Origin of the sequence: Nocardia sp. NPDC004604, from assembly GCF_040609795.1 — a bacterium.
In the GTDB taxonomy this organism is placed as follows: Bacteria; Actinomycetota; Actinomycetes; order Mycobacteriales; family Mycobacteriaceae; genus Nocardia.
Genome location: NZ_JBEXLC010000022.1, coordinates 1 through 25,058, shown reverse-complemented (window position 1 = coordinate 25,058; position 25,058 = coordinate 1). Strand labels below are relative to the sequence as shown.

The 25,058-nt window shown below is 66.3% G+C and carries 18 protein-coding genes; 7 read left to right on the top strand and 11 right to left on the bottom strand.

Going from position 1 to position 25,058, the window contains the following annotated elements:
* Nucleotides 1-4: 4 nt before the first annotated feature.
* Nucleotides 5-439, bottom strand: a complete 435-nt coding sequence (locus ABZW16_RS10890) for an SRPBCC family protein (RefSeq protein ID WP_354954543.1) — start codon at nt 437-439, stop codon at nt 5-7.
* Between the two features lie 418 nt (nt 440-857).
* Here ABZW16_RS10890 and ABZW16_RS10885 point away from each other — a divergent pair, with 418 nt between their 5' ends.
* Together ABZW16_RS10885 and ABZW16_RS10880 are read left to right on the top strand one after the other, a co-directional pair.
* Nucleotides 858-2,294 (top strand): FAD-binding oxidoreductase, encoded by a 1,437-nt coding sequence (locus ABZW16_RS10885; protein WP_354954541.1) that lies wholly within the window; start codon nt 858-860, stop codon nt 2,292-2,294.
* Nucleotides 2,291-3,607: a class I SAM-dependent methyltransferase gene (locus ABZW16_RS10880; RefSeq protein ID WP_354954539.1), complete on the top strand. Its 1,317-nt coding sequence runs from the start codon at nt 2,291-2,293 to the stop codon at nt 3,605-3,607. The genes ABZW16_RS10885 and ABZW16_RS10880 overlap by 4 nt, the downstream gene beginning before the upstream one ends.
* Nucleotides 3,608-3,630: 23 nt before the next feature.
* Here the strand turns inward: ABZW16_RS10880 and ABZW16_RS10875 are convergent, their stop codons facing one another.
* The 3 genes from ABZW16_RS10875 to ABZW16_RS10865 all read right to left on the bottom strand — a co-directional run bounded on the left by ABZW16_RS10875 (nt 3,631) and on the right by ABZW16_RS10865 (nt 8,502).
* The gene (locus tag ABZW16_RS10875; protein ID WP_354954537.1) at nt 3,631-7,212 is read right to left on the bottom strand and encodes a protein kinase; all 3,582 of its coding nucleotides are present in this window, start codon (nt 7,210-7,212) and stop codon (nt 3,631-3,633) included.
* Between the two features lie 176 nt (nt 7,213-7,388).
* Entirely contained in the window at nt 7,389-7,880 is a 492-nt protein-coding gene (locus tag ABZW16_RS10870) for an SgcJ/EcaC family oxidoreductase (protein ID WP_354954535.1), read from the bottom strand.
* Between the two features lie 160 nt (nt 7,881-8,040).
* Nucleotides 8,041-8,502 carry an SgcJ/EcaC family oxidoreductase gene (locus ABZW16_RS10865; RefSeq protein ID WP_354954533.1) on the bottom strand — a complete coding sequence of 154 codons (462 nt, stop codon included), beginning with the start codon at nt 8,500-8,502 and terminating at the stop codon, nt 8,041-8,043.
* A 92-nt stretch (nt 8,503-8,594) separates the two neighbouring features.
* Between ABZW16_RS10865 and ABZW16_RS10860 the strand changes: the two genes are divergently transcribed.
* A complete protein-coding gene (locus ABZW16_RS10860; protein ID WP_354954531.1) occupies nt 8,595-9,047 on the top strand; it encodes a MarR family transcriptional regulator in 453 nt (150 codons plus the stop codon).
* 33 nt (nt 9,048-9,080) lie between these two features.
* Here ABZW16_RS10860 and ABZW16_RS10855 read toward each other — a convergent pair whose 3' ends face one another.
* From ABZW16_RS10855 to ABZW16_RS10840, 4 genes are all read right to left on the bottom strand, one after another.
* Nucleotides 9,081-10,190 carry an esterase-like activity of phytase family protein gene (locus ABZW16_RS10855; protein WP_354954529.1) on the bottom strand — a complete coding sequence of 370 codons (1,110 nt, stop codon included), beginning with the start codon at nt 10,188-10,190 and terminating at the stop codon, nt 9,081-9,083.
* Nucleotides 10,191-10,350: 160 nt separating this feature from the next.
* Nucleotides 10,351-12,501: a 3-hydroxyacyl-CoA dehydrogenase NAD-binding domain-containing protein gene (locus ABZW16_RS10850; RefSeq protein WP_354954527.1), complete on the bottom strand. Its 2,151-nt coding sequence runs from the start codon at nt 12,499-12,501 to the stop codon at nt 10,351-10,353.
* Between the two features lie 39 nt (nt 12,502-12,540).
* Entirely contained in the window at nt 12,541-13,755 is a 1,215-nt protein-coding gene (locus tag ABZW16_RS10845) for an acetyl-CoA C-acetyltransferase (RefSeq protein ID WP_354954525.1), read from the bottom strand.
* 326 nt (nt 13,756-14,081) lie between these two features.
* Complete coding sequence (locus ABZW16_RS10840; protein WP_354954523.1) at nt 14,082-16,985, bottom strand: DNA polymerase III subunit gamma and tau; 2,904 nt, start codon at nt 16,983-16,985, stop codon at nt 14,082-14,084.
* 467 nt (nt 16,986-17,452) lie between these two features.
* Between ABZW16_RS10840 and ABZW16_RS10835 the strand changes: the two genes are divergently transcribed.
* Both ABZW16_RS10835 and ABZW16_RS10830 read left to right on the top strand, forming a co-directional pair.
* Nucleotides 17,453-18,277: a hypothetical protein gene (locus ABZW16_RS10835; RefSeq protein WP_354954522.1), complete on the top strand. Its 825-nt coding sequence runs from the start codon at nt 17,453-17,455 to the stop codon at nt 18,275-18,277.
* Between the two features lie 94 nt (nt 18,278-18,371).
* A complete protein-coding gene (locus ABZW16_RS10830) occupies nt 18,372-19,667 on the top strand; it encodes an ammonium transporter (protein ID WP_354954520.1) in 1,296 nt (431 codons plus the stop codon).
* A 128-nt stretch (nt 19,668-19,795) separates the two neighbouring features.
* Here the strand turns inward: ABZW16_RS10830 and ABZW16_RS10825 are convergent, their stop codons facing one another.
* Together ABZW16_RS10825 and ABZW16_RS10820 are read right to left on the bottom strand one after the other, a co-directional pair.
* A complete protein-coding gene (locus ABZW16_RS10825) occupies nt 19,796-21,070 on the bottom strand; it encodes a neutral zinc metallopeptidase (RefSeq protein WP_354954518.1) in 1,275 nt (424 codons plus the stop codon).
* Nucleotides 21,071-21,074: 4 nt separating this feature from the next.
* Nucleotides 21,075-22,274 (bottom strand): neutral zinc metallopeptidase, encoded by a 1,200-nt coding sequence (locus ABZW16_RS10820; RefSeq protein WP_354954516.1) that lies wholly within the window; start codon nt 22,272-22,274, stop codon nt 21,075-21,077.
* A gap of 180 nt (nt 22,275-22,454) precedes the next feature.
* Between ABZW16_RS10820 and ABZW16_RS10815 the strand changes: the two genes are divergently transcribed.
* On the top strand, nt 22,455-24,074 hold the full coding sequence (locus tag ABZW16_RS10815; protein WP_354954514.1) for a DUF2207 domain-containing protein: 1,620 nt from the start codon (nt 22,455-22,457) through the stop codon (nt 24,072-24,074).
* 65 nt (nt 24,075-24,139) lie between these two features.
* Nucleotides 24,140-24,277, top strand: a complete 138-nt coding sequence (locus tag ABZW16_RS10810; protein WP_354954512.1) for a hypothetical protein — start codon at nt 24,140-24,142, stop codon at nt 24,275-24,277.
* Nucleotides 24,278-24,330: 53 nt separating this feature from the next.
* On the opposite strand, the gene ABZW16_RS10805 is transcribed toward ABZW16_RS10810, so the two are convergent.
* On the bottom strand, nt 24,331-25,058 hold a 728-nt coding region (locus ABZW16_RS10805; protein ID WP_354954510.1), incomplete at its 5' end, for an ROK family protein.

Below are 25,058 nucleotides of genomic sequence, written 5' to 3'. Positions count from 1 at the left end.
TGTCTCAGGCGAGTTCGCGCGCCAGATTCGCGAGCACCTCGGCCTGAATCTTCTTCAGCCCCAACGGTGCGAAGATGCCCTCGAAGATGCCGGCGACACCGCCCGCGCCCTGCCACGAGGTACGCAGGGTGATCTGCGAACCCGAACCGTCCGGCGTTACCGTCCAGGTGTTCACCAGCGTCGAATTCGAATCCCGTTCGGTCACGATGGAATCGGAAACCGAAACGACCGCATGCACATTGCGGGAACGCTTCTCGGTGGCCTGCAGGGTCCACTCGGCGACGGTGCCCGCACCCTTGCCGCCCTCCACCACCTTGTAGTCGCGGTAGTGCGAGGACAGGATGCGCGGACGCACCGTCTCGTAATCCGCGATGGCCTCGAGTGTGCGCTGCGGATCCGCCGCGACGGTGATCGAACTGCTGGCGCTGACCTGTCCCACAATGAGCTCCTTGTCCGGCTGCGTCTTCTGGTCGCTCCGCGGGCTCGCTCCCCGCGGTTCGGTCGCTCCGCGGCTCCGCTCCCGCGGCTTCCCCCTTATCCTGCCCTGTCGGCGGCGCTGCGTGGCGTCGAGGGCGGTCCGCGCGGCGCGATGTTGATCACCGCGCGCCGGCCGGTCCGCACTGTTAGGCTCCGATCAGATTGCGCCGGAGGGGATCCATGCAATACATCGTGCGAAACGGCTGCTCGACGCGGGAGCGGAGACCGCGCGACGAGCAGCGGACACGGCCCGGATCACCACTGCACTGATACGGCGAGTCCTTGATATTCCCGATGCAACGGATCCGTGACATTTATCCCTCGTCTACGTCATGGCAGTGGCTCGGCGAACCGGTGCGTACTAGCGTCGAGGAGTGGCAGTGAGTCTGTTGGGGAAGGCCGGACCCGCATCGGCCGCACACGAATCAGGTTTCGCCGCGCATCGAGCAGGTGTGGACCGACTGTTGGCCAGTTATCGCGCAATACCCACCGACGCCAACGTCCGACTGGCGAAGAAGACCTCGAATCTGTTCCGGGCCAGGGCCAAGAACACCGCACCCGGACTCGACGTCTCCGGACTGGCCAAGGTCATCGCGGTGGACGCCGAGGCCAAGACCGCCGAGGTGGCCGGGATGACCACCTACGAGGATCTGGTCGCCGCCACCCTGCCCTACGGGCTGGCCCCGCTGGTGGTGCCGCAGCTCAAGACGATCACCCTCGGCGGCGCGGTCACCGGCCTCGGCATCGAGTCCACCTCGTTCCGCAACGGCCTGCCACACGAGTCGGTACTGGAGATGGACGTGCTGACCGGCGCGGGCGAGATCATCACCGCGACACCGGATGGCGAGCACGCCGATCTGTTCCGCGGCTTCCCGAACTCCTACGGCACCCTCGGTTACTCGGTCCGCCTGAAGATCGAACTGGAGGCCGTGCGGCCCTATGTGGCGCTGCGCCACATTCGCTTCCATGATCTGCGCGAACTCGAATCCACCCTGGCCCAGATCGTCACCGATAAGACCTACGACGGTGAACCCGTCGACTACCTCGACGGCGTGGTCTTCACCGCCGACGAGAGCTACCTGACGCTGGGCCGCCAAACCGACGAGCCCGGCCTGGTCAGCGACTACACCGATATGGACATCTACTACCGGTCCATCCAGCACGACTCCGCACAACCCAAGCGTGACCGGCTGACCATCCACGACTACCTGTGGCGCTGGGATACCGACTGGTTCTGGTGCTCGCGCGCTTTCGGTACGCAGAATCCGAAGATCCGCCGGTTCTGGCCGAAGCGCTACCGCCGCAGCAGTTTCTACTGGAAGCTCATCGCGCTGGATCACAAGTACCACATCGGCGACAAGCTGGAGGCCCGCCAGGGCAACCTGCCGCGCGAGCGGGTGGTGCAGGACATCGAGGTGCCGGTCGAGCGGACCGCGGACTTCGTCGAATGGTTCCTGCGCGAAATTCCGATCGAACCGATCTGGCTGTGCCCACTGCGGCTGCGGGAAACAACCGCGGCGACCGATGCCCGCCCGTGGCCGCTGTATCCATTGGCGCCCAACCGGACCTACGTCAATGTCGGATTCTGGTCCGCGGTCCCGACCGTCGCCGGTCAGCAGGAGGGCACGGCCAACCGCGCCATCGAGCGGACGGTGTCCGAATTCGACGGTCACAAATCCCTGTACTCGGATTCCTATTACGGCGAAGATGAATTCGCGGCCCTGTACGGCGGCGAAACCTACACCGAATTGAAGAAGCGCTACGACCCGGACCAGCGATTGCTGGATTTGTATTCGAAGGCGGTGCAACGCAAATGACTACATTCAAGGACCGTTCCGATGTCTTCGCGGACCTCGGGACAAAACTCAGCATTGCCGAGATCTTCGAGACCCTGATCGACGGCGATGTCCCGATCCGGCTGACCGCCTACGACGGCAGCACGACCGGACCGGAGGATTCGGAATACAGCCTGGAGATCAAGACCCCGCGCGGCATCAACTACCTGGCGACCGCGCCCGGTGACCTCGGCATGGCCCGCGCGTACATATCCGGTGATCTGACCGCCGCCGGCGTCCACCCCGGCGATCCGTACAATATTCTGAATGCGATGGACGGCTTGAAGTTCCGTCGTCCTTCGGCGCTGGCGCTGGTCACCATCGCCCGCTCGCTCGGATGGGAGCGGCTCAAGCCGATCGCACCGCCCCCGCAGGAGACGCTGCCGCGGTGGCGCCGGATCGCACTGGAAGGCCTGCGGCACTCCAAGACTCGCGACGCCGAGGCCATCCACCACCACTACGACGTCTCGAACACCTTTTACGAATACGTCCTCGGCCCCTCGATGACCTACACCTGCGCGGTCTATCAGGACGAGAACTGGACGCTGGAGCAGGCCCAGGAGAACAAGTACCGCCTGGTCTTCGACAAGCTGCGGCTGAAGGAGGGCGACCGCCTGCTCGATATCGGCTGCGGCTGGGGCGGCATGGTGCGCTATGCGGCCAAGCGCGGCGTCAAGGTCATCGGCGCGACACTATCCGCGGAACAGGCGGAGTGGGCGCAGCAGCGGATCGCCGAACAGGGACTGTCGGAGCTGGCCGACGTGCGGCACTCCGACTACCGCGATATTCCGGAGGTCGGCTTCGACGCCGTCTCCTCGATCGGGTTGACCGAACACATCGGTGTGCACAACTACCCGTTCTACTTCGACTACATCAAGAGCAAGCTGCGCGAGGGTGGCCTGTTCCTCAACCACTCCATCACCAGGCCGGACAACACCCGGACCACCAAGGCCGGCGACTTCATCGACCGCTACGTCTTCCCGGACGGCGAACTGATCGGCTCGGGCCGGATCATCTCCGAGATCCAGAATGTCGGCCTCGAGGTGACGCACGAGGAGAATCTGCGCGAGCACTACGCGCTCACCCTGCACGAATGGTGTAAGAATCTGGTCGCCAACTGGGATGCCTGCGTCGCGGAGGTCGGCGAGGGCACCGCGAAGGTGTGGGGCCTGTACATGGCCGGTTGCCGACTCGGCTTCCAGCGCAATGTGGTTCAGCTACACCAGGTGCTCGGCGTCAAACTCGGCCCGAACGGCGACTCCGGTCTGCCGCTGCGGCCGTGGTGGCAGCCGTAACCATTACCCCGAGACTGCCCGTCCTAGCCGAGGAGTTCATCCAGGAATAGGGCGGGCAGTGCGGTATCTCCGGTTTGTCCCGGTGTGCCACGCATTTCGGTACGCAGCACCCCCAGGATGGACAGCACACCGGGGCCCGCATCCAAAAGCGGCATGGTCCAGCCGTGTTCGGCACAGGTGGCCGCGGCGGGCAGCAGCAGTCCGGTGGCCTCGCCGACCCAGCCGGAGGCGGCCAGACATTCGGCCAACAGCAGTGCGGTATCCAATTCCGCACGGGGACGCTGCTGTTCGACCATCCGGCCGTGCAGTGCGCGGGCCCGGCGCACCGCACGATCATCCGAACGCGGCTGACGTTCGGCCAGCAGCGCCCGGATGGCGGCGATCTCCTCCGCCTCCGCCGCCAGCGCCGCCGCACCCGTCATCCGATGTGCCTGGTGAATGGTTCCGGAGATATCCGATTCGTATCCGGACGCGGCGTCCGCGGCCCGCCGGGCCGCGGTATCGGTCAGCAGGCCGAGGCGCAGCCGCTCGGCGCGAATATGCGCGGCGAGCCGAATCAGCCGGTTATCGGTGGCGATTCGATCGCCCTCGTCGAGACGCGCGGTGGCCGTGTAGAGATCGCCGAGCGCGGCCTTGACCCGGGCGCCGATCACGAAGGTGGAGATCAGGAAGTCGACCGGACCGACCCGGGTGACCAATTCGTGGCTGTCGTCGAGCAGCCGATCGGCGATATCGAGTTCGCCTCGGCGGTAATTCATCTCACCGACCAGCGCGGCGGCCACCCGCACCGCATGTGAGCGCGGCCCCGACCGCTCCCGCGCGGTCTCCCATGCCTGTTGGAAACAGCCTGTGGCGGTGGCGATATCGAGTTGTTCATAGGCCGCGGCACCCTGTCCGCACAGGCCGAATACCGCGCCGAGCGGATCCTTGGATCGGGCGTGATACGGGGCGGCCCACTCCTGGATTTCGCGGGCGCCGTCGAAATCGAATTCGCACAGTCGCACGAACGAGATCAGATTCGCCGCGGTCGATACGGTCCACGCGGGTAGTTCGTCCGGCTTTTCCAGGCAGTCGGCCACCCGGTCCAGCACACCCTCGGTGTGATCGCGGGCGATCTGATCCGAGGCCGCGAGCACCGCCGCCTCACAGCGCTGCCGGACCACATCGTCATCTGTGGCAGATCCGCGCGCCAGCACATTGGACAATCGGCCCAAAGCGGTCCGGGCCGCACTGGACTGCTGCAGATTCACATTCGCCCTGGCCACCGCCATCAGCAGTTTGGATCGCGAAGCCACCTGCTGCACCGGCAGTTTCGATACGGTGCCCAGCAGCGTCGCAAGCCGGGACTTGTCGATGAGGTCCATGCCGCCGCTCTCGAGCAGGTCGAGGGCCATCTTCAGATCCGTCGCCGCCAGCGCGTGATCGACCGACTTGCGCAATAGCTGGTGTTCGGCGTACCAGCGGGATGCCTTGCGGTGCAATGCCCGCAGCTCGGCCGGATCGGAACGCTCCAACCGCGCCCGCAGATGTTCGGCGAACAGCGGCTGCATCCGGAACCACTCGGGATCGTGGGCAATGCGCCGCACGAACAACTCTCGCTGTTCGGCCTGCTCCAGCAGCTGTTCACCGTCCGGATCCTCCGAGAGCGCCGAGGCCAGCGAACCGCTGACGCGCTCGGTGATCGAGATCGAGGTCAGGAAGTCGAGCATCCTGGGTTCGAGGGTGTTCAGCACATTCTCGGCCAAATACTCGCGAATGCCGTGACTGCCCTCGGCGAGATTGGCGATCAACCGATCCGGATCGATATTGCCGCGCAATGACAGACTCACCAGCTGGATGGCGGCGGGCCAGCCGTCGGTGGCCGCGTGGATCTGCTCCACCTGGTTGTCGGTGAGTGCGAAACCATTGCGCCGCACCAGAATATCCTCGGTCTCCGCCGTGGTCAGGCGCAGCGCCGATGAGCCGATTTCGACCAGTTCGTCGTGCACCCGCATCCGGCTGGTCGGCAGGCCGGACTGCTCGCGGCTGGTCACCACGAAGCGCAGATGGTGACACCCATTGTCCAGCAAGGTATCCATCGCCCGATGCACGCCGACATCGCCGACCCGATGCCAGTCGTCCACGATCACCACAACGGTGGAGCCGCTGGCATGGATCTCATCGATCAGGGTGGAGATGACGAAGGCGACCGCATCGGCGGGCCGTTCCTCGAGCACCTGGTTCAAACCCTCGCCGATATCCGGGCGGACCCGGCGGATCGCCTGGATGAGGTGGGCCAGAAACCAGATCTCGTTATCGTCGTCCTGATCCACGCCGAGCCAGGCCACCGCGACCCCGCCATCGGAGAGTTCGGTGCGCCATTGCGCGGCCAATGTGCTCTTGCCGAATCCGGCCGGTGCGTGGATCACCGCGAGCCTGCGACGGCCACCGGCGCGCAGCGTATCCAGCAGGCGCGGGCGTGGCACCGGGTCGCGGGCCGGGGTCGGCGGGCGGAATTTCGTCGTCGCCGTCGGCGGCAGTGTCGGCACGGCCGAGCTCGAATTGTCCGGATGCCGAGATACCGCGGGACGCAATGTCAATGGCCAACTGCGGCGTGCGGTGACCGCGGGTCGCGTCGAGGTGGATTCGGCCACGTCCGCATGATCCGGCTCACCCAGAACCACCGTGGTATCCAATAGCGCCATCTCATCGGGCATCTGGCCGTGCGCACTCTGCACCGCGCGCAGCTGCTCACCGAATTCGAATGCCGAGGCGGGCCGCTCACTCGCGTCGGTATTCATCGCGTACTGGATGGCGTCAGCGACATCGTCGGGGATGTCGTGACCGTGCAGATCCGGCACCGGCTGGGTGGTGATCCGCAGGAATTGCGCGATCACCTTCTCCCCCGACTGCCGCTCGAAGGCGGCATGGCCGGTCAGCAATGCGAACAGCGTCGACCCGAGCCCGTACACATCGGAACGGACCGTCGGCTCAGCACCCTTGAGCACCTCGGGGGCGGTGAAGGCGGGTGAGCCGGTGATCAACCGGCTCGAGGTGCGGAAACCACCCGGGATCCTGGCAATGCCGAAATCGGTCAGCTGTGGTTCACCGTAGGCGCTGAGCAGCACATTCGCCGGTTTGACGTCGCGGTGCAGGATCCCGGCACGATGTGCGCTCTCGATGGCACCGGCCAGCTTCACCCCGGCACGCAGGGAATCCGCCCAGGTGAGCGGCCCCTGTTCGCGAATGAGCTGTTCCAGCGATCCGCGGGTGCAGTAGGGCATGACAATGAACGGCTGACCGGTCGGCGTGACATCGACCTGGAGAATGTCGACGATATTCGGATGCCCGGACACCCGTCCCATCGCCTGTTCTTCGCGCAGGAATCGTTCGCGGCTCTCGGCGTCGATCTCCTCGGACAGCACCTTCACCGCGACCACCCGGTTCAGTGCGTACTGGACACAGCGGTACACCACCCCGAACCCGCCCCGGCCGATCTCGACGGCACTCGACAGGCCCATCGCCTCCAGCTCGTCGACCATCTCGATGGGCGTCTGTCGCTGAGTGTCCGATTCGGCCGGAGTCGATTCGGGGCTTGCCTTGCCCGAACGCATCTGTGGATTCACGTGACCACCTCGAACTCATATCGAATCGGCGTCACCGGCGATCAACAAACACACCGACATCGGACATCGCGAAACGATCCCGCGATGCCCGATATGCCTGCGCACACTCCAACGTAGCGCGGTATCAACCGGAGTGCGTGGCTTTCGAAACAGCCTGGTTCCGACCACGCGGCCGCTCAGCGCTCGGCGGCGGGCCGCGTCGCCGGATCGTAAAGAAATGAGATCCGCTCCATGACGTTCTTGCGCTGGGTGTTCTGGAAGGCGGCGATCAACCAGCGACCGTCTTGGCGGACGATGGTGTAGGTCTGCGTTTTCGACATATCCGCTGGCTGCGTCGGATCGTCTTGGTAGGTATCGCCGCGACTGGTGACGACGGCGGTATCGGTGCCGTAGAAGCGGATGCCGAGGATCGAGTCGGTGAGCTTGGTGCCCTTCTTGAATCCCGCGAACAGGGCGCGGTGCCCCTCGATGATGTCGGTGCGGCCCTGGTAGTAGGTGCCGACGAAGCTGGTGTAGGTGGCGTCCTCGGTGAACAGGGCACCGTAGGCATCGGCATCGCCGCGGCCCCAGGCGCTGGTGAGTTCGTCGAGCAGATCGCAGATTTCCTTGGCCGACTGCGGCGCTGCCGTCGGGACGGTGGTGCAGGCGGTGGTGCCGAGGTTGTGCACATCGGAGGTCTGGTCCAGCCAGAGGTAACCACCGCCCGCGGCGACGCCGAGGGTGATGGCGGAGGCGGCGAGGATGCGGGAAACGATGCGGCGGCGGTTGCGCGGCTTGCGCTCTGGGGCGTTAATGGCAGGTCCTTCTGGCGAAAATGGCAGGGGGAGTTCAGCATTCAGCGGACGGGCGGGCGGCGGGGGTGGACAGGTAGGTGATCCGCTCCATGAGCTTGTTGCGCTTGGTGTTCTGGAAGGCGGCGATCAGCCAGCGGCCCTCGCGGCGGACCAGGGTGTAGGTCTGGGTCTTGGTGAGCTGATCGGTGCGCTTGGGCTTGCCCTTGTAGGTGTCGCCGTGGCTGTTGACCACGGCGGTGTCCGGTCCGTAGAAGCGGATGTCGACGATGTCGTCGGCCAGCCGGGTGCCCTTCAGAACGCTGCCGAACAGGGCACGGTGCGAGGCGGCGATATCGGCGCGACCGCGGTAGAGCGTGCCGAGAAAGCTTGTGTAGGTGGCGTCTTCGGTGAAGACCGCGCCGTAGGCGTCGGCGTCACCGCACCCCCACGCCTCGATCAATTCCGTGAGCACGTCCTGGATGGCCTGGGTGTCCGCATTGGTGTCGGTGCCGCGCATGATGGTTCTCCGTGTTAGATTTCTTCTTATAAGAGCTTTCTTCGTTAAAGAAGTCTCTTCGTTGAAGAAGAGATTAGAGGATGGAGGTATCCGTGTCAACACCGCCGATGCGCCCCGACGCGAGCGAGGTCTACCGCCGCTATCTGAGCGCGGTCATGCTGCACGGACAGGCGGGCGCCCGAGCCGTCGACCTGGGCGCGACGGACCTCTACGCGCTCAACATCCTGGAACTCAACGGCGCCATGACCCCCGGCGAACTCGGCGCCCGCAGCGGATTGACCACCGGCCCGACCACCCGTCTCATCGATCGCCTGGAGGACGCGGGCTATGTGCGCCGGGTCCCCGTCCCCGGCGACCGTCGCAAGGTCATTGTCGAATTGATCGACAAGCCAGCCGATCTCGACGAGATCCTGGCCCCCGCGCGCCGCCGCATCGGCGAAATCATCGGCGGCTATTCCGCCGAACAGCGCGAGGTGCTGTTCGACTACTTCACCCGCGCCACCGACGCGTACTACCAGGCCACCGAGGATCTGCGTTCCAGCTGAGCGCCACCGCAGTGCGATAGCGGGCCGTATCTCCTACCGGAGGGCCAGCGCCACGATCTGAGTGACCTGCTGGTCCGCGAAGTTGTTATCGCTGACCAGGATCAAGGTTCGCTCACCCGACCGCAGGCGCGGCCCCCAGGTCATGCCCTCGATATTGTCGATCGGATCCAGGCCGAGATCGGCGAGGTCGACCAGCAGGCGCTTGGCGACCGGACGGGCATTGTCGAGCGGCGCATCGCGGATATTGGTCGCGCCATTGGTATCGGCCTCGTAGATGCGGATCTTATTGCCGACGCCGACCACGAAAGAGCGTTCCAGGACAAGGTATTTCGTGGGATCGAGCGGGTCGGCGGCCAGGATCGAGGCAATGCCGTTCATGCCCTGACCCGGATCGGGCCGCGACTGCGCGAAGACCGGCTCCATCGGATAGGCGTACTGAGCCAGCAGCGGACCGAAGCGGGCCTGAACCGTAATTCGCGAGGTGGCACCGGCTCGCACCGTGGCGACGGGACCGTCCTGCAGCAGCGGGGCCTCCACGGACGTTACGAACAGCGTGCCGCCCGCCGCGAAGGTCGCACCTTCCAGGGCGAGATTCTGGCGCGGGCCGGTGCTCGGGCGCATCCGCTCGTTGTCCGGGATCGGGAGTTCGGCGACGAAAGTGCCGTCCGGGTGGGTGATTCGCACCGACGGGTCGGCCAGCACGGTATCGGTGCGCTCACCTTCCTGCGTCCAGTAGTAGTCACCGGTCCATGGATCGATGCGAATCTCCTCGGGATCCAAGGACTTCGGCGCATACAGGGAGCCGTCCGAGGTGCGCAGCGGGCGGGTACCGGTGAACGTCACCGGACCAACGCCGCGGTCGTCCACACCGAATCGCGCGGTGTAGAACCGCGCCGGATCCCGCTCCGACCTGTCGTCGCTGATCAGCACGTATTCGCCGGTGCTCGGCTGGAAGTCGATACCGGACAGACCACCGACGGTGGTGCCTTGAAAGTCGGTGCCGAACGGAATGATCTGCTCGCCGAGTAGTCGCACCGGGGCGGCATCGCCCGCGACCGGCTGGGGCGCGGCAGTGGCGACCGGGGCGAGGATACCCGCGACCGCGACAATCGCTATGAGCAGGGACCAGCTACGTCTGACCACAATCGGCAACGGTATCGGCCGGGTCGATCACGCGGGTTAACGGCACCCGAAATCGCCGCCCGAAACGGCGAAAGCCCGCCACCGCGAAAAGCGGTGGCGGGCTGACCTTTTCGAGCGACCTGCAAGCAGTCGCTACGGCACCTTGCGAATTATCGCGAGACTACTTGCGCAGCGAGGCCGGAACCTCGAAGCGCTCGCCGTAGGTCTTGGCGAGGTAGTCGGCGCGCTCGACGAAGGCCGCCTGGCCACCCGGGTAACCGACGATGAACTGGTGCACACCACCGGTCCAGGCCGGGAAGCCGATGCCGAAGATCGAGCCGATATTGGCGTCGGCGGTGGTGATCAGCACACCCTCGTCGAAGCACTTCTGGGTCTCGATCGCCTCGATGAACAGCATGCGGTCGATCAGATCCTGCAGCGGCACACCGAAACCGGCGGTGGTCTTGAAGTGCTCGCGCAGGCCCTGGAAGATGCCGAGGCGCTTGCCGTCTTCGTCGTAGTCGTAGAAGCCTGCCTTCTCGAGGCGGCCCGGACGACCCTGCTCGACCAGGTAGTCGATGACGTCCTGGGCCGGGTGACGCTTCTTGCCCAGGGTGGCGTCGCCGTGCCCGGCGGCCTCGAGGGTCTCCTTGGCGATCTTCTGCATGAGCTTGAGGTTCAGCTCATCCGAGAGCTGCAGCGGCGCGGCCGGGTAGCCCGCCTGCAGACCGGCCTGCTCGATGGTCGCCGGCTCGATGCCCTCGGTCAGCATGGCGATCGCCTCGTTGACGAAGGTGCCGATCACGCGCGAGGTGAAGAAGCCGCGGCTGTCGTTGACCACGATCGGGGTCTTCTTGATCGCGAGGGTGTAGTCGAACACCCGGGCCAGCGCCTCGTCCGAGGTCTTCTCACCCTTGATGATCTCCACCAGCGGCATCTTGTCGACCGGCGAGAAGAAGTGGATGCCGATGAAGTCCTCCTGGCGCTTCACGCCGGTCGCGAGACCGGTGATCGGCAGGGTGGAGGTGTTCGAGCCGAGCAGCGCGTCCGGGGTGACGATGTCCTCGATCTCCTGGAACACCTTGTGCTTGAGCTCGGTGTTCTCGAAGACGGCCTCGATGACGAAGTCGACACCGGCGAAGTCGGCCGCATCCGCGGTCGGCTTGATCCGGTCCAGCAGCGCCTTGGACTTCTCCTCGGTGGTCTTACCGCGGGACAGCGCCTTGGCCTCGATCTTCTCGGAGTAGTTCTTGCCGCGCTCGGCCGCCTCGATGGTGACATCCTTGAGCACGACCTCGTAGCCCGCCTTGGCCGAGACGTAGGCGATACCCGCGCCCATCATGCCCGCGCCGAGCACGCCGACCTTGCGGATCTCCTTCTTCGGGACATCCTTGGGCCGCGAACCACCGTTGTTGATCGACTGCAGGTCGAAGAAGAACGCCTGGATCATGTTCTTCGCGACCGGGCCGGTCAGCAGCGAGACGAAGTAGCGCGATTCGATCAGCGACGCGTTGTCGATATCGACCTGCGCACCCTCGACCGCGGCCGCCATGATGGCGCGCGGTGCGGGCATGTTGGTGCCCTTGAGCTGCTTGCGCAGGTTGGCCGGGAAGGCCGGGAGGTTGGCTGCAAATGCGGGCGTAGACGGCGTGCCGCCCGGGATCTTGAAGCCCTTCTTGTCCCACGGCTGCACGCCGCCCTCGGGGTTGGCCTTGATCCACGCCTTGGCGGCGGGCACCAGCTCCTCGATCGAGCCGACGACCTCGTTGATCAGGCCGATCTCCTTGGCCTTGCCCGGGCGGTACTTGTTGCCCTGCAGCAGAACCTGCATGAGCGCGCCCTGCAGACCGAGCATGCGCACGGTGCGGGTGACACCGCCACCGGCGGGCAGCAGGCCCAGGCTCACCTCGGGCAGACCGAGCTGCACGCCCGGCACGTCGGCCGCGATGCGGTAGTGGGTGGCCAGGGTGATCTCCAGGCCGCCGCCGAGGGCCGCGCCGTTGATCGCGGAAACGACCGGCTTGCCGAGGGTCTCCAGCCGACGCAGCGCCGACTTGATGGTGCCCAGCTCCTCCATGAGGGCCTGGCCGTCTTCCGGGCCGACCTTCATCATGTTCTTCAGGTCGCCACCCGCGAAGAAGGTCTTCTTGGCCGAGGTCAGCACCACACCGGTGATGTTGTCCTTCTCGGCCTCGAGCCGGTCCACGGTCGCGGTCATGGACTTCTTGTACAGCTCGTTCATCGTGTTGGCGCCCTGGTTCGGGTCGTCCATCGTCAAAACGACGATGCCGTCCGAATCCTGCTCCCAACCGATCATGTTGGTCTCGCTCACAGCTCTGTGTCTCCTTGAATTCTCAGCTGTCGGTTGGGGTTAGACGCGCTCGATGATGGTGGCAACGCCCATGCCGCCGCCGATGCAGAGGGTGATCAGCGCGTAGCGGCCGTTGCGGCGCTCCAGCTCGTCGACCATGGTGCCGGTGATCATCGCGCCGGTGGCCCCGAGCGGGTGGCCCATCGCGATGGCGCCGCCGTTGACGTTCAGCTTCTCGTCCGGGATCTGCAGATCCTTCTGGAACTTCAGCACCACCGAGGCGAAGGCCTCGTTGATCTCGAACAGGTCGATGTCATCGACCGACAGACCGGCCTTGGCCAGCGCCTTGTGCGCGGCCGGGGTCGGGCCGGTGAGCATGATGGTGGAGTCGGCGCCGCTGGTGGCGGTGGCGACGATGCGGGCACGCGGGGTCAGGCCCGAGGCCTTGCCCGCCTCTTCCGAACCGACCAGCACCAGCGCGGCACCGTCGACGATGCCCGAGCTGTTGCCGCCGTGGTGGACGTGGTTGATCTTCTCGACGAAGTAGTACTTCTGCAGCGCGACCGCGTCGAAGCCGCCCATCTCACCGACCACTGCGAACGACGGGTTCAGCTTGGCCAGGTCCTCGGCGGTGGTGCCGGCGCGGCGGTGCTCGTCGTTGTCGAGCACGATGATGCCGTTCTGGTCCTTGACCGGAACCACGGACTTGGTGAAGTAGCCACCGGTCCACGCCTTGTCGGCGAGGTCCTGCGAACGCACCGCGTAGGCGTCGACGTCATCGCGGCTGAAGCCCTCGATGGTGGCGATGAGGTCGGCCGAAACACCCTGCGGCACAAAGTAGGTGTCATAGTTGGTGGCCGGGTCCAGCGCCCAGGCGCCACCGTCGGAGCCCATCGGCACCCGGGACATGGACTCGACGCCACCGGCGATGACCAGGTCGTCGAAGCCCGAGCGGACCTTCTGCGCGGCCAGGTTCACGGCCTCGAGGCCGGAGGCGCAGAAGCGGTTGATCTGGAAGCCGCCGACGGTATCCGGCAGACCGGCCACGGTGACCGCGGTGCGGGCGATATCCATGCCCTGGTCGCCGACCGGGGTCACGACGCCGAGGACGATGTCGGAGATCCGGTCCTCGTCGAGGTTGGGGAAGCGAACGCGCAGCTCCTGGATCAGACCAACCGTCAGATCAATCGGCTTCACCGAGTGCAGCGAACCGGTCTTCTTGCCGCGGCCACGTGGAGTGCGGATGGCCTCGTAAATGTAGGCCTCTGTGGTCATATCGGAGTGTTTCCTTCCTTAGGGTGCGGCGAGGGCGAACATCCGTCCATCCACGCTCTATGCAGCGTTCGAACGTCATCCGTTCGAGCGCGTTGTGCAGCGACACCACGTTTGCGGCGTGGCCGCGGGGGACCTCGCCGACCGAGTAGGAACCCGGTCGTCCTAACGCTGTACAAAAGCCGACAAGCAGCGGTAATCGCGAGTCCTACCGCCCAGTAGCCCTGGGCATACGATAGAACTTCGCGATACCGCAGTTCGCGGCCACCCGTTCATACTACCGTCGTGTGCGAACTCCGGTTAACTTAACGTCGTGTGAACGAGGGTTGTCAACCATCCAGCCGTGTGGCACCCAGCTCACTTTTGAGCAACTCCAGGGCGACCTCATCCGGGTCGCGCCGATCCCCCGGCGCCACCGGGGTCTGCGATTCGGCCAGCATCTCCTGCTCCTCCTCCGGGGTGGAGGGCGGTGGGACACCGTCGATCGGCGGGTAGTCCATCGGACCCGGGTCATCCGGTAGATCGGGATAGTCGGGCGGCGGAATATCGTCGTCGCCGCGGAACTGCCGGGCTTCGCCGCCCGGTGCGGGTCGCTGTGCACCGCCGGTCGCGGTATCGGCGGCCCTGGCCTGACTCGGTCGCGAGAATCGCGGCGGCGCGGGCGCATCCGAACCGCGGGCGGCCGCGTTGCCGGATTCACGTCCCGGCGCACTCCCGGCCGGCTGCCCGGTCTGGCCACGCCCCCGGCCTGTCTTCTGCGGTGTGGCGGCGGGCCGCGGCGCGGCGCCACCGGCCTCCCAGCGCACCGGATGATCACTGCCGAGCACGGCCCGCACCGCCGACCGCACCGCCTCCACATTCCGCGGATCCGACAGCCGCTGCGCCAATGGCGCGTGCTGATGCGCGAAAACGATCACATCCCCCTCGATCCGCGCCACCGAGGCCCCCGACAACAACGCCTGCACGGTAGGCCCGAACTCCCGAACCTTCGCCCGAATATCCGCCCAGGCCCCCTCCACCGCCCGCAACAGATCCGCGTCCCCCTGCTGCTCCCCAGCAGTATTCGTGCCACCCTGGTCCGCAGCACCACCCTGGTCCGCAGCACCACCCTGGTCCGCAGCACCACCCTGGTCCGCAGCACCACCCTGGTCCGCAGCGCCTCCATGCTGCGGCGCGACACCCTGCGGCGCGACACCCTGCGGCGCGACACCCTGCGGGGCAGCACCTTGCGGCACGGCAGCACCACCCGCGCCCGCACCGGTCGTCGGCGCGCTCGCTTGCGCCGATGCCCCGGCCGCGGACGCCACCCGATCTGCGTCAGCCTGGTCGGACCGTTGAGCCGACAATGACGCCGCGCCAGCACCGGTGGCCCCTGCGTAGTCGCGCCCTGTCGCTGCGGCTGTCTCGGAGACCGCCTGTGCCCCTTCGGATTCCAGCAGTCCGGCACTGGCCGACGAACCCGCTGCACCAGCAGACTCGCCCCCGGTCGGATCGGCGACGACGCGGTCCCCGGACTCGGCCGCCAACGGCGGCGCGGCCACCTCCGGTCCAGCCGTATCGACCGGCACAAAGGCGAACTCCGGTCCCGCGTCCCCCTGCTCGCGGTCCCACTGCCGTCCAGCAGCGGCGCTCTGTTCGTCGCCCACAGCTTGCCCAGCAGCCTCCTCAACAGGCTGCGCCACGACGGCAGCGTCCGCACCGACGACCTCATCCGACGCGGCACCGAGCCCGGCGGCCGAATATTGAGCGGCCGCGGCGCGCTCCGCGGGCAGACTCGGCCCCGGAGCAGCAGCCTGCGTCGGAGCAGCAGCCTGCGTCGGAGCAGCAGCCTGCGTCGGAGCAGCAGCCTGCGTCGGAGCAGCAGCCTGCGTCGGAGCAGCAGCCTGCGGGGCGCTCGCTGGGCTCGCGCCCGCGCGGGTCGCATCCTTTTCGCGGCGTGCGGCGGCGAGGAGTTCCGCGCCGCGGCGGCGTGGGGGCTCGTTGGCCGCGCGCGGCGGTGCCGACTCAGGCGCGGCCTGGGGCGAGGCAGACGATGTGTCGGCGGCTGGGGCGGGGATGGCGCTGGGCGCGATCGCGCCGGTCGCAATGCCGCGCTCCAGGCGCTCCAGGCGTTGCAAGGTGGCCGATTCGGCGTCGGAGACCGAAGGCAGGAGCATGCGGGCGCAGACGATTTCGAGCAGCAGGCGCGGGGCGGTGGCACCGCGCATTTCGCCGAGGCCCTCGTGCAGGAGTTCGGCGTGCCTGGCCAACGTGGCCGGGCCGGTGCGTTCGGCCTGTTCGCGCATCCGGTCCAGGACATCGCCGGGACCGGAGACCAGGCCGCGGTCGGCGGCGTCGGGGACGGCCTGCAGCAGGATGAGGTCGCGCAGGCGCTCCAGCAGGTCGACGGCGAAGCGGCGTGGGTCGTGGCCCGCCTCCATGACGCGATCGATGGTGTCGAAGAGCGCGGCACCATCGCTGGCGGCGAGCGCGTCGATCGCATCGTCGATCAGCGCGATATCGGTGACGCCGAGCAGTGAGACGGCCCGCGCATAGGTGACACCCTCGGGGCCCGCGCCCGCGAGCAACTGGTCGAGCACGCTCAAGCTGTCGCGCGGCGACCCGCCACCTGCGCGAATCACCAGCGGATACACCGCTTCCTCGACCCGCACATGCTCCTGCTCGCAGATCTTCCCGAGGAGTCCCCGCATGGTCGCGGGCGGCAGCAGCCGGAACGGGTAGTGGTGCGTGCGCGAGCGGATGGTCGGCAGCACCTTGTCCGGCTCGGTGGTGGCGAAGATGAAGATCAGGTGGGCCGGCGGCTCCTCGACGATCTTGAGCAACGCATTGAAGCCCGCGGTGGTGACCATATGCGCCTCATCGACGATGAACACCCGATAGCGCGACTCCGCGGGCGCGTAGAAGGCCCGATCACGCAATTCGCGGGTGTCGTCGACGCCACCGTGACTGGCGGCGTCCAGCTCGATCACATCGAGATTGCCCGGACCACCCGGACCGAGGGCCACACACGACGGGCAGACGCCGCACGGTGTCGAGGTCGGACCCTGCACACAGTTCAACGAGCGCGCGAGGATGCGCGCCGAGGAGGTCTTGCCACAGCCCCGGGGGCCGGAGAACAGGTAGGCATGACTGATGCGACCGGTGTCGAGCGCGGTACTCAGCGGGTCGGTGACGTGCTCCTGACCCACCACTTCAGCGAACGTTGCCGGTCGGTACTTCCGGTACAGAGCCACGGCCAGAGGTTACCGGCGCCCACCGACAATGCCCATTCCCGCCGACCGACAGGCCGGGCGCGGCGCGCCGCCGGGCGTTTCGCGTCAGATATGTGACGCAGATCACAAGATTCCCAAACCTTTGTTAGCCCCCACTGATCAGCGCCGAAGGCGGCAACGTCGGAGCTATCGAAGATCAACAACGGACGAACAGGCAATTTTGGCGCTCGCACAGTGCCATTCGCGCCGATTAATTGAACTCACGCCCTGGTTCGAGGCCGATTTGCAGAGATAACGAATCCGTCAACCGGGATGACATCTACGCAATTGCCTGGCTACCGTGGTTAGCGGCAACTTCGGTAGCCAAACCTTCATCAGGTTGGTGGTCCCGGCCGGTCCCTCATCCCGACCGGGACACAACCTGATTTCCCCGATTCAGGGCGTTTTCCGCCGCATTCACACCGCATCCACCGGAGGAAACTTCCACCGTGACGTCGTGTGACGACATCGCCGCCGCCTGGCTTTCGAGCACTGATTTCGCCGACGACCATGCCGCCGTCGACCTGCTCAGCCGGGCGATCAGCCCGCAGGACTTCGCGATCAAGCGCGATTCGCTGCCGGTGACCGCCGCCGCCGATCCGTCGACCGCCGCGGCCATCCTCGAACTCTTGGAGCGCGGCCAGGTGCCGACCATGGCGGCGATCCGGACCCTCACGGCCCAGAACGAGATGCGCCGCGAGGCCGAGCGCATCGAACGCCTCGGTCGCCGGGCCCAGCGCAGCATCGACGACTTCGGCCGGGTGCTGGCCCGCCTGGCCGAGGACTATTGGCTCGCGCACGGCACCGGCCCCACCCGCCGCGACGTGCTGCAGTCCGAACCGGTGATGACGCTCATCCGGGACCGGATCGGCGATATCGCACCGACCGCGGTCAAACATCTCTGGTTGGTCGAGCGGGCGCAGCGGGCCGGGTGGATCGCCTCCAATGCGAACCCTGGGTCCCTGTGTGCCGCGAGGCGCTTCTACTCCGCCAAATACGGCAACCGGGTCTCGCTGCGGCCGGTCAATACGATCGGCACGATCGTGGCGAGCTACCTCAACGACTACCTGGCCGAATACGAACGCCCGCCGCGCTGGTCCACCCTCGCACGCGAACTGCGCGACGATCGCGGCCGCCGGCTGTTCCACGACACTGCCGACGCGCGCATGCAGCAGCGGTGGCTCACCACGGCCGAATGGGTGGCGGTGCGCGAGGACCTTCCGGTGCCCGGTCGCCGGGGCCTGCGGGCATTGGCCAAGAAGTCGCGGCGCTGAACTGTCTGGGCCGATAGCCCTAGCGGTGCTCAGGGCGGCTGTGCGCATTCGGTAATTTCTTCGCAACGCATACACGCGTGGAAGGAGTTACCCCGTGTCCTCAACCATCGATCCCGCGGCCACCGCCTGGCTGCTCGTCAGCACGGCCATGGTGCTGCTGATGACGCCTGCTCTGGCGATTTTCTACGGCGGAATGGTGCGCTCGACCGGCGTGCTCAACATGCTGATGATGAACTTCATCGCGATTCCACTGGTGACCGTGGTCTGGTTGCTCGCCGGTTACAGCCTCGCGTTCAGCGCGGATGCGGGCGGCGGCCTGATCGGTAACCTCGACCACTTCGGTATGGCTGGCATCGACCCGAATTCCGTACACGGCACGATTCCGGAACTGCTGTTCGCCACCTTCCAGCTGACCTTCGCGATCCTGACCGCGGCACTGGTCAGCGGCGCTATCGCGGACCGCGCGAAATTCTCCGGCTGGATGGTCTTCGTCCCGCTGTGGGCGCTGGTGGTCTACGTGCCGATCGCGCACTGGGTGTGGGGTCCGGACGGCTGGCTGGCCTCCTTCGGCGCGCTCGACTACTCGGGCGGCATGGTCGTCGAGATCGCCTCCGGCGTGTCCGCGCTGGCGCTTGCGCTCGTGCTCGGCCCGCGCATCGGCTTCAAGACCGATGCGATGCGTCCGCACAACCTGCCGTTCGTGCTGCTCGGCGCCGGTCTGCTGTGGTTCGGGTGGTTCGGATTCAATGCTGGATCCGCGCTGACCGCGAATGGCATTGCGGCCGCGGTATTCCTGAACACCTTGGTGGCCGGCTGTCTGGGCATGCTCGGCTGGCTCGCGGTCGAGCAGATCCGCGACGGTCGGCCGACCACCTTCGGTGCGGCCTCCGGTGTGGTGGCCGGACTGGTTGCGATTACACCGTCGTGCGGTTCGGTGAATACCCTCGGCGCATTCATCGTCGGCCTGGTGGCCGGTGTGGTGTGTTCGTTCGCGGTGGGCTGGAAGTTCAAGGCGGGCTACGACGATTCGCTCGACGTGGTCGGCGTGCACTTCGTCGGCGGCGTTGTCGGCACGCTGCTGATCGGCCTGCTCGCCAACCAGGTGATGACCGGTGGCGTCGAGGGGCTGTTCTACGGTGGCGGATTCACGCAGCTCGGCAAGCAGCTGGTCGGCGTGGTCGTGGTCGCGGCCTACGCGTTCACCGTTACCTTCGTACTCGGCAAGGGCATCGACCGGTTCCTCGGATTCCGGGTCAGCAAAGACGACGAGACCGCGGGCATCGACTTCGCATTGCATGCTGAGACCGCATATGCCGAAGGCGTGCACGGACATTCGCCGCGCCGTTTCGGCGAGGGGCACTTCGGTCAACCGCACGGCGGCGATCACTGATCGAAGCGGCAACTGCGCCACGACGCCTGGCTGACGTCACCGCCGAATCGGTACGAACCGCACCGATTCGGTAGGGCGAGAGTCAGGCGTTTTCCATTCGGATTTCGACTTCCACTCGAAAGTGGTTGCTACGAAACCTCGTCCGAGGGAGCCTTCCAAGTGTTGCACTGGAACGTCCTGTCGTACTTGTGCCCCTGTGTGAACCAGTTGGCCTGGTTCTGCCCAGTGCCGTGATCGCGCGCGTCACCCTGCCGGTCGCCGCGCCCGACCTGGTCCTGTGTGGCGTGCGTCAACTGGGCCACCGTGAAGACGCCGTCGTACGTCGATGTGCCGACGTACATTCCGGAAAAGCAGTCCGCCTCGAGCTCCATGCGGCGCGACAACTCCAGTCCGAGCGCACTGCGGGTGCCCGCGTCATTGCGCTCGGTGTTCATCCGCTGCGATATTCCGGAGAGCGCCTGCACGTGATGGCCGTATTCGTGCGCGAAAACTGCCAGGTAGATCACCACGTCGTCGCCATACTTCTCGACCTGGATCTTGTCCAAGGGCATGTAGATCGTGTGGTTCGTCGAACAATAGAACGCCGCGAAGCTGCTACTGGCCGAAGTACACGGAGAAGTCGCGTCCGACGCTCGTGCGGGCACGCTCAGACCCGGACTGGAGAACGGCAGATTCGCGCTCTGCAAGGCAGGTCGCCACTTTTTGTCCAGGCAGTCGGCTGCGGCCTGGAAGAACCGGGTGGCCGCGGCGGTCGTCGCGGCCCAGGCCGGGTAGTCGCAGTCGATGTTGATCAGCCCGCTGTTGTCATCACTGAACAGCGGATTCTCGCCGAGCTTGGCAACTGGTTGCGGCCCAGCGGGTTTCGTTGTGGTCGGCGCTGCCGCCCCCGTTGTGGACGACGACGCGGTGCGCGATGTCGGGCTGGGTGATGAGGTCGTCGCCGATGTCGGCGGCGTGTAGGTGTAGCTGGGCGTCGGCGGGGTGTAGGCCGACGGACCGTGTCTCTTCTTCTCGTTATCGGCCGCGATCGCCGATGAGACGAACAGTCCGACGACCACGACGATGACGGTCAGCACACCGAGCAGTGCGCTGAGCCCCGCACCCCAACTGCGCCGCCGCGGCGGGTACGGATGCGGCGGATAGCCGGGCCGCTGGTACGGCATCGGCGGACCGTACGGCGCCGCATTCGGTCCACCGTAGGCGGGCGGATAGCCCGGTGGCGGGCCATATCCCGCCTGCGGACCCGGCGGTGGCTGGTACCCAGGGGCGGGTTGATATCCGGGCGGCGGCTGATAACCCGGTGCGGGTTGATATCCGTGCTGCTGAGATCCGAGCGGCGGCTGAGGCCCGGGCGGCGGCTGAGGCCCGGGCGGCGGACCATAGCCGTAGGGCGGCTGCGTCATCTACTCACGACACCGAACCGGTCGACGCAGTGAACGTATTGCACTGTGCCGCAAGGTCTTTGTCCACGCCGATCTCGAACCACGCCCCACCATTGGCCGCGGTGCCGTGATCACGCATATCGCCGCGCTGATCGCCGCGGCCGTGCGCATCGCGTCGGGCGAGGGTGATCTGCGATGTGGTCAGCGAACCGCCATTGGCCGAGGAGCCGAGATACATTCCGTCGAAGCAGTTGGCCTGCAATTCGATTCGGCGCGACAGCTCCAAACCCTTCTCGCTGCGCACACCCGCGTCGACCCGATCGCTATTGGCCTTGCGCAGGATTCCGGCCATCGCCTGTACGTGATGGCCGTATTCGTGGGCGAAGACCGACAGGTAGACGATCCAGTTGTCCTTGAACAGATCGGTCTGCAACTGGCTGATCGGCATGTAGATGGTCTTGTTCGCCGGACAGTAGAACGCGGCGAAATTACTCGTCGAGCCGGTACACGGCGTGGTGATGCCGTCGGTATTCGCGCTGACATTCAACGTCGGCGATTGGAACGGCAGATTCTTTTGCGCCAGTATGGGTTTCCAGGCCGACTCCAGGCAGCTCGCGGCCGTTTCGAAGAACTTTCGCGCGGTATCCACCTGCGTACCCCACGGCGCATAGGAGCACTTCGCCGGAATCAAGGTGGTGTTCGGATCGGTCAGCAGTGGATTGGTTCCGGTCTCCGATACGCCACCGCTGGAGTCCGGGGTATAGGTCATGCTCGGGCCGGGACCCGATGCGGTATTGCTGACCTTGTCGTGCGTGATCGCAATGCGCACCAGTCCGCCCGCCACCACGAAGACGATGATCAGCAGCAGGGCCACCCAGCCGCTACCGCCCTTGCGCCGCTGCGGCGGACGTCCCGGCGGACCGTAGGGCGTCGGGGGCGGCATCGGCGCGCGCTGTCCGTATCCGGTTGCCGGATAACCGGTCTGCTGGCCATATCCCTGCGGACCGTAGCCCGGCTGCTGGCCGTACCGGGGCGAATACCCTGGCTGCTGGCCATATCCGGGCTGCTGGCCGTAACCCGGCTGAGCGGGCGCAGGACGATAGCCCGGCTGGCCATATGGCGAACCCGGCCCTGGACGCGGCGGAACCGATTGCCCACCAGGCGGAACCGGTCCATAACCGTACGGCGGCTGTGTCACTCCCCCGTACCCCCTCGTCTCAATCATCGCCGACAGTCTTGGCCTTGCGGCGCGCCCAGGTCCGTTCGTGGGCCCGCCCGTCACCCACCGCCACCCTCAACGGGCGGCCTGCGGCCGACTGTATTTATTTGTGCGCTGCCGCCTGCGGGCTCGTCGCTCGCGCCGGGCTGCTGACGCAGAATAGCAACTTGTCTAGAGTAGGCAGCCATGCTGACTTTTCGGGGGGGCGCCGCGAGCGCGCTACTTCTCGCCACTGCGGGAATGCTGGCGGCCGCACCGGTTGCCCACACGGAGCCCGCAACCGATGGCGTGAATATCGTCGCCGATCTGAAGCTGAGCCGGGACGGCGTGCTCGAGGTCACCGAAAAAGTGGTCGTGCCCGCAGCGGGCGAGTTCAAGATGACGCTGCCACTGCGGCTCAAGGTCGGCCAGGACGTGGAACGCGTCTTCAAGGTCACCGATGTCGATACCAGCGGCGCGGGCACCGCGACGGTCGCGAACGATCTGTTCACCATCGATGCCAAGCCCGGCGAATCGACCTTCACCTACGCGATCCACAACACCGTCAGTGACGCGCCGGGCAGCCAGGTCTTCCGCTGGCTCGGCACGATCAATGCCGATGTCGCCTCGATCGATGCCTCGCTGATCAGCCCGAGCTACGAAATGGGCGTGGTGGACTGCAAACTCGGCCCGCCCGGCAATCTGCGGAAGTGCTCCGATCTGCAGATCGAGGCGGACGGGGTGCTCTACTGGCAGCAGAGCGACCTGCACAAGGGCGACAATATCGACCTGACCCTGCAACTACCGCCCAGCACGGTGTCCGCCAACGCCGATGTCCGCGACAACGGCGAAGCGGGTGCGTTCTCCTTCACGACTCCGGTGCTGGTCGCGTTCGGGGTACTGCTGCTCGCGCTGGCCGGATTGGCGGCCTACGTGCTCAAGGCCCGGCGCGAAAACGCCGCCGCCACAGCGGGATCCGAGATGATCGACCCGCTGCTGCGCAATGGCAATCAGGTGCAGTTCACCTCTCCCGACGGCATTCTGCCCGGCGAGGCGGGCGTATTGCTCGACGAACATGTCGATCCCAGCGATATCGCGGCGACGGTGATCGACCTCGCGGTGCGCAGGTACCTCTGGATCACGCCTGTCGGCGACAACGATTGGCGCCTCGACCGGGTGAACGCACCCGATGATCAATTGCGCGATTACGAGAAGACGGTCTACCGAGCGCTACTGCCGGAGGGCACCAATTCGGTGACCGTCGGCGAACTGCGCGCACCCGGCCGCGTGCAGGCCCAGCCGGTGCGCGCCGCCATGCGCGCCGATGCGGTCGAGCGCGGCGCCTTCATCGATCGGGCCCACATCGGTTTGCCGGTCCTGTTGGGTGGGGCACTGATCGTCGGCGGTATCGCGGCGACCATTGCCCTGGCGCTCATCTCGGGCAGCGCACTGGTCGGCATTGCCATCCTGCTCGGTGGCGTCGCGACCGCACTGCTGCCGCGATTCCTACCGGTCCGCACGGCCCAGGGCCGCGAACTCGTCGGCCAGATCCGCGCACTGCAGCGCGGCCTCGATGCGACCAGCCGCGACCAGATTCCGCCCGCCGACCAGGAATTGGTCTTCTCCAGGGCATTGCCGTTCATGGTGATCGGCGGCCGCGCCGACAACTGGATCCGCGCCTTCCGCGAGCTGAACCCGGCTGCCGACTCCCAACCCGGCCTCTACTGGTTCGGCAGCTTCGAACGCGACCGCAACCTCCAGCGCTTTGCAGGCCACTTCCCCTATTTCATCACCGCACTCGAAGGACTGTTCGCGGGCGGGCGCTGAACATCCAGCACGCCAAGCCATTTCATCGGGCAGACGGTATCCGGATACTCGATGCGTCGTATCCCATGGTCCGCACCGATGCTGCGGGTGATGCGCGATTGCCCGATGACGAGTGGAGGGCGGGACGCGATCAACTCACCGAGTTGATGGGTCTGGCCGATACGGCGACAACACCGGTGCGGGCGGCCTTCACGAATTTCTGACGAGTCATCTCGCCTACTTTTTGAAATAGGCGAGAAGACCCGCTACAGAACTGTCAGTCGCTCAGTGCGGTACGCCGGATCGCTGAGAGCGGGTCGGCGTAGAGGACGCTGAGGGAGGTGACTACGGCCGCGAATTCCTGGACCTTGCCGCCGAATCCGCTGATGCGGATATCGGTGGGTGGGAGTTGGGACGACTGAGCAAAGGCGCGGGCCACGTGGGCGACGGCGGGGCGGTAGCCGGTGAAGGCCTGGCCGCCGAGGATAACGCGGTCCGGGTTGAGCATGTCGCGGACCATCGCGACGGTGTGTCCGAGGATGGTCGCGCGCTCGGCGAGCAGTTCCCGCGCATCCGCCGCGCCCGACTCGGCGGCGCGGTACAGGTCGGCGATGGTGGTGCCGCCGGTGCCCTTGTGCGCCGGAATGATCCCGCGCCCAACGGCTCTGGCGTGCAGCGAGCGATCGCCGACGGTCACCTCCAAGCAGCCGCGTCGGCCGCAGGTGCATTCGACATCGGAGCCGGTCGGCAAGTGCGCGATCGAACCGGGGCCGCTACTGGGAGTGTGCACCCGGCCGTCCAAAGTCACTGCGATACCGGCAGTTTCGCGAACGTAGAAGTACAGACTGCTACCTGGGCCACCGGTCCGTGCGCCACTGCGGTCCGCGTCCTTCGGTTCGCCGGTCGGCAGCAGCAGCTCCGAGGCTGCCATGGCCTCGACGTGCGGCGCCACCGAAACCGGCAGCTCCAGCACCTCGCCGAGCACCGAACCGACCTGCGCACCCT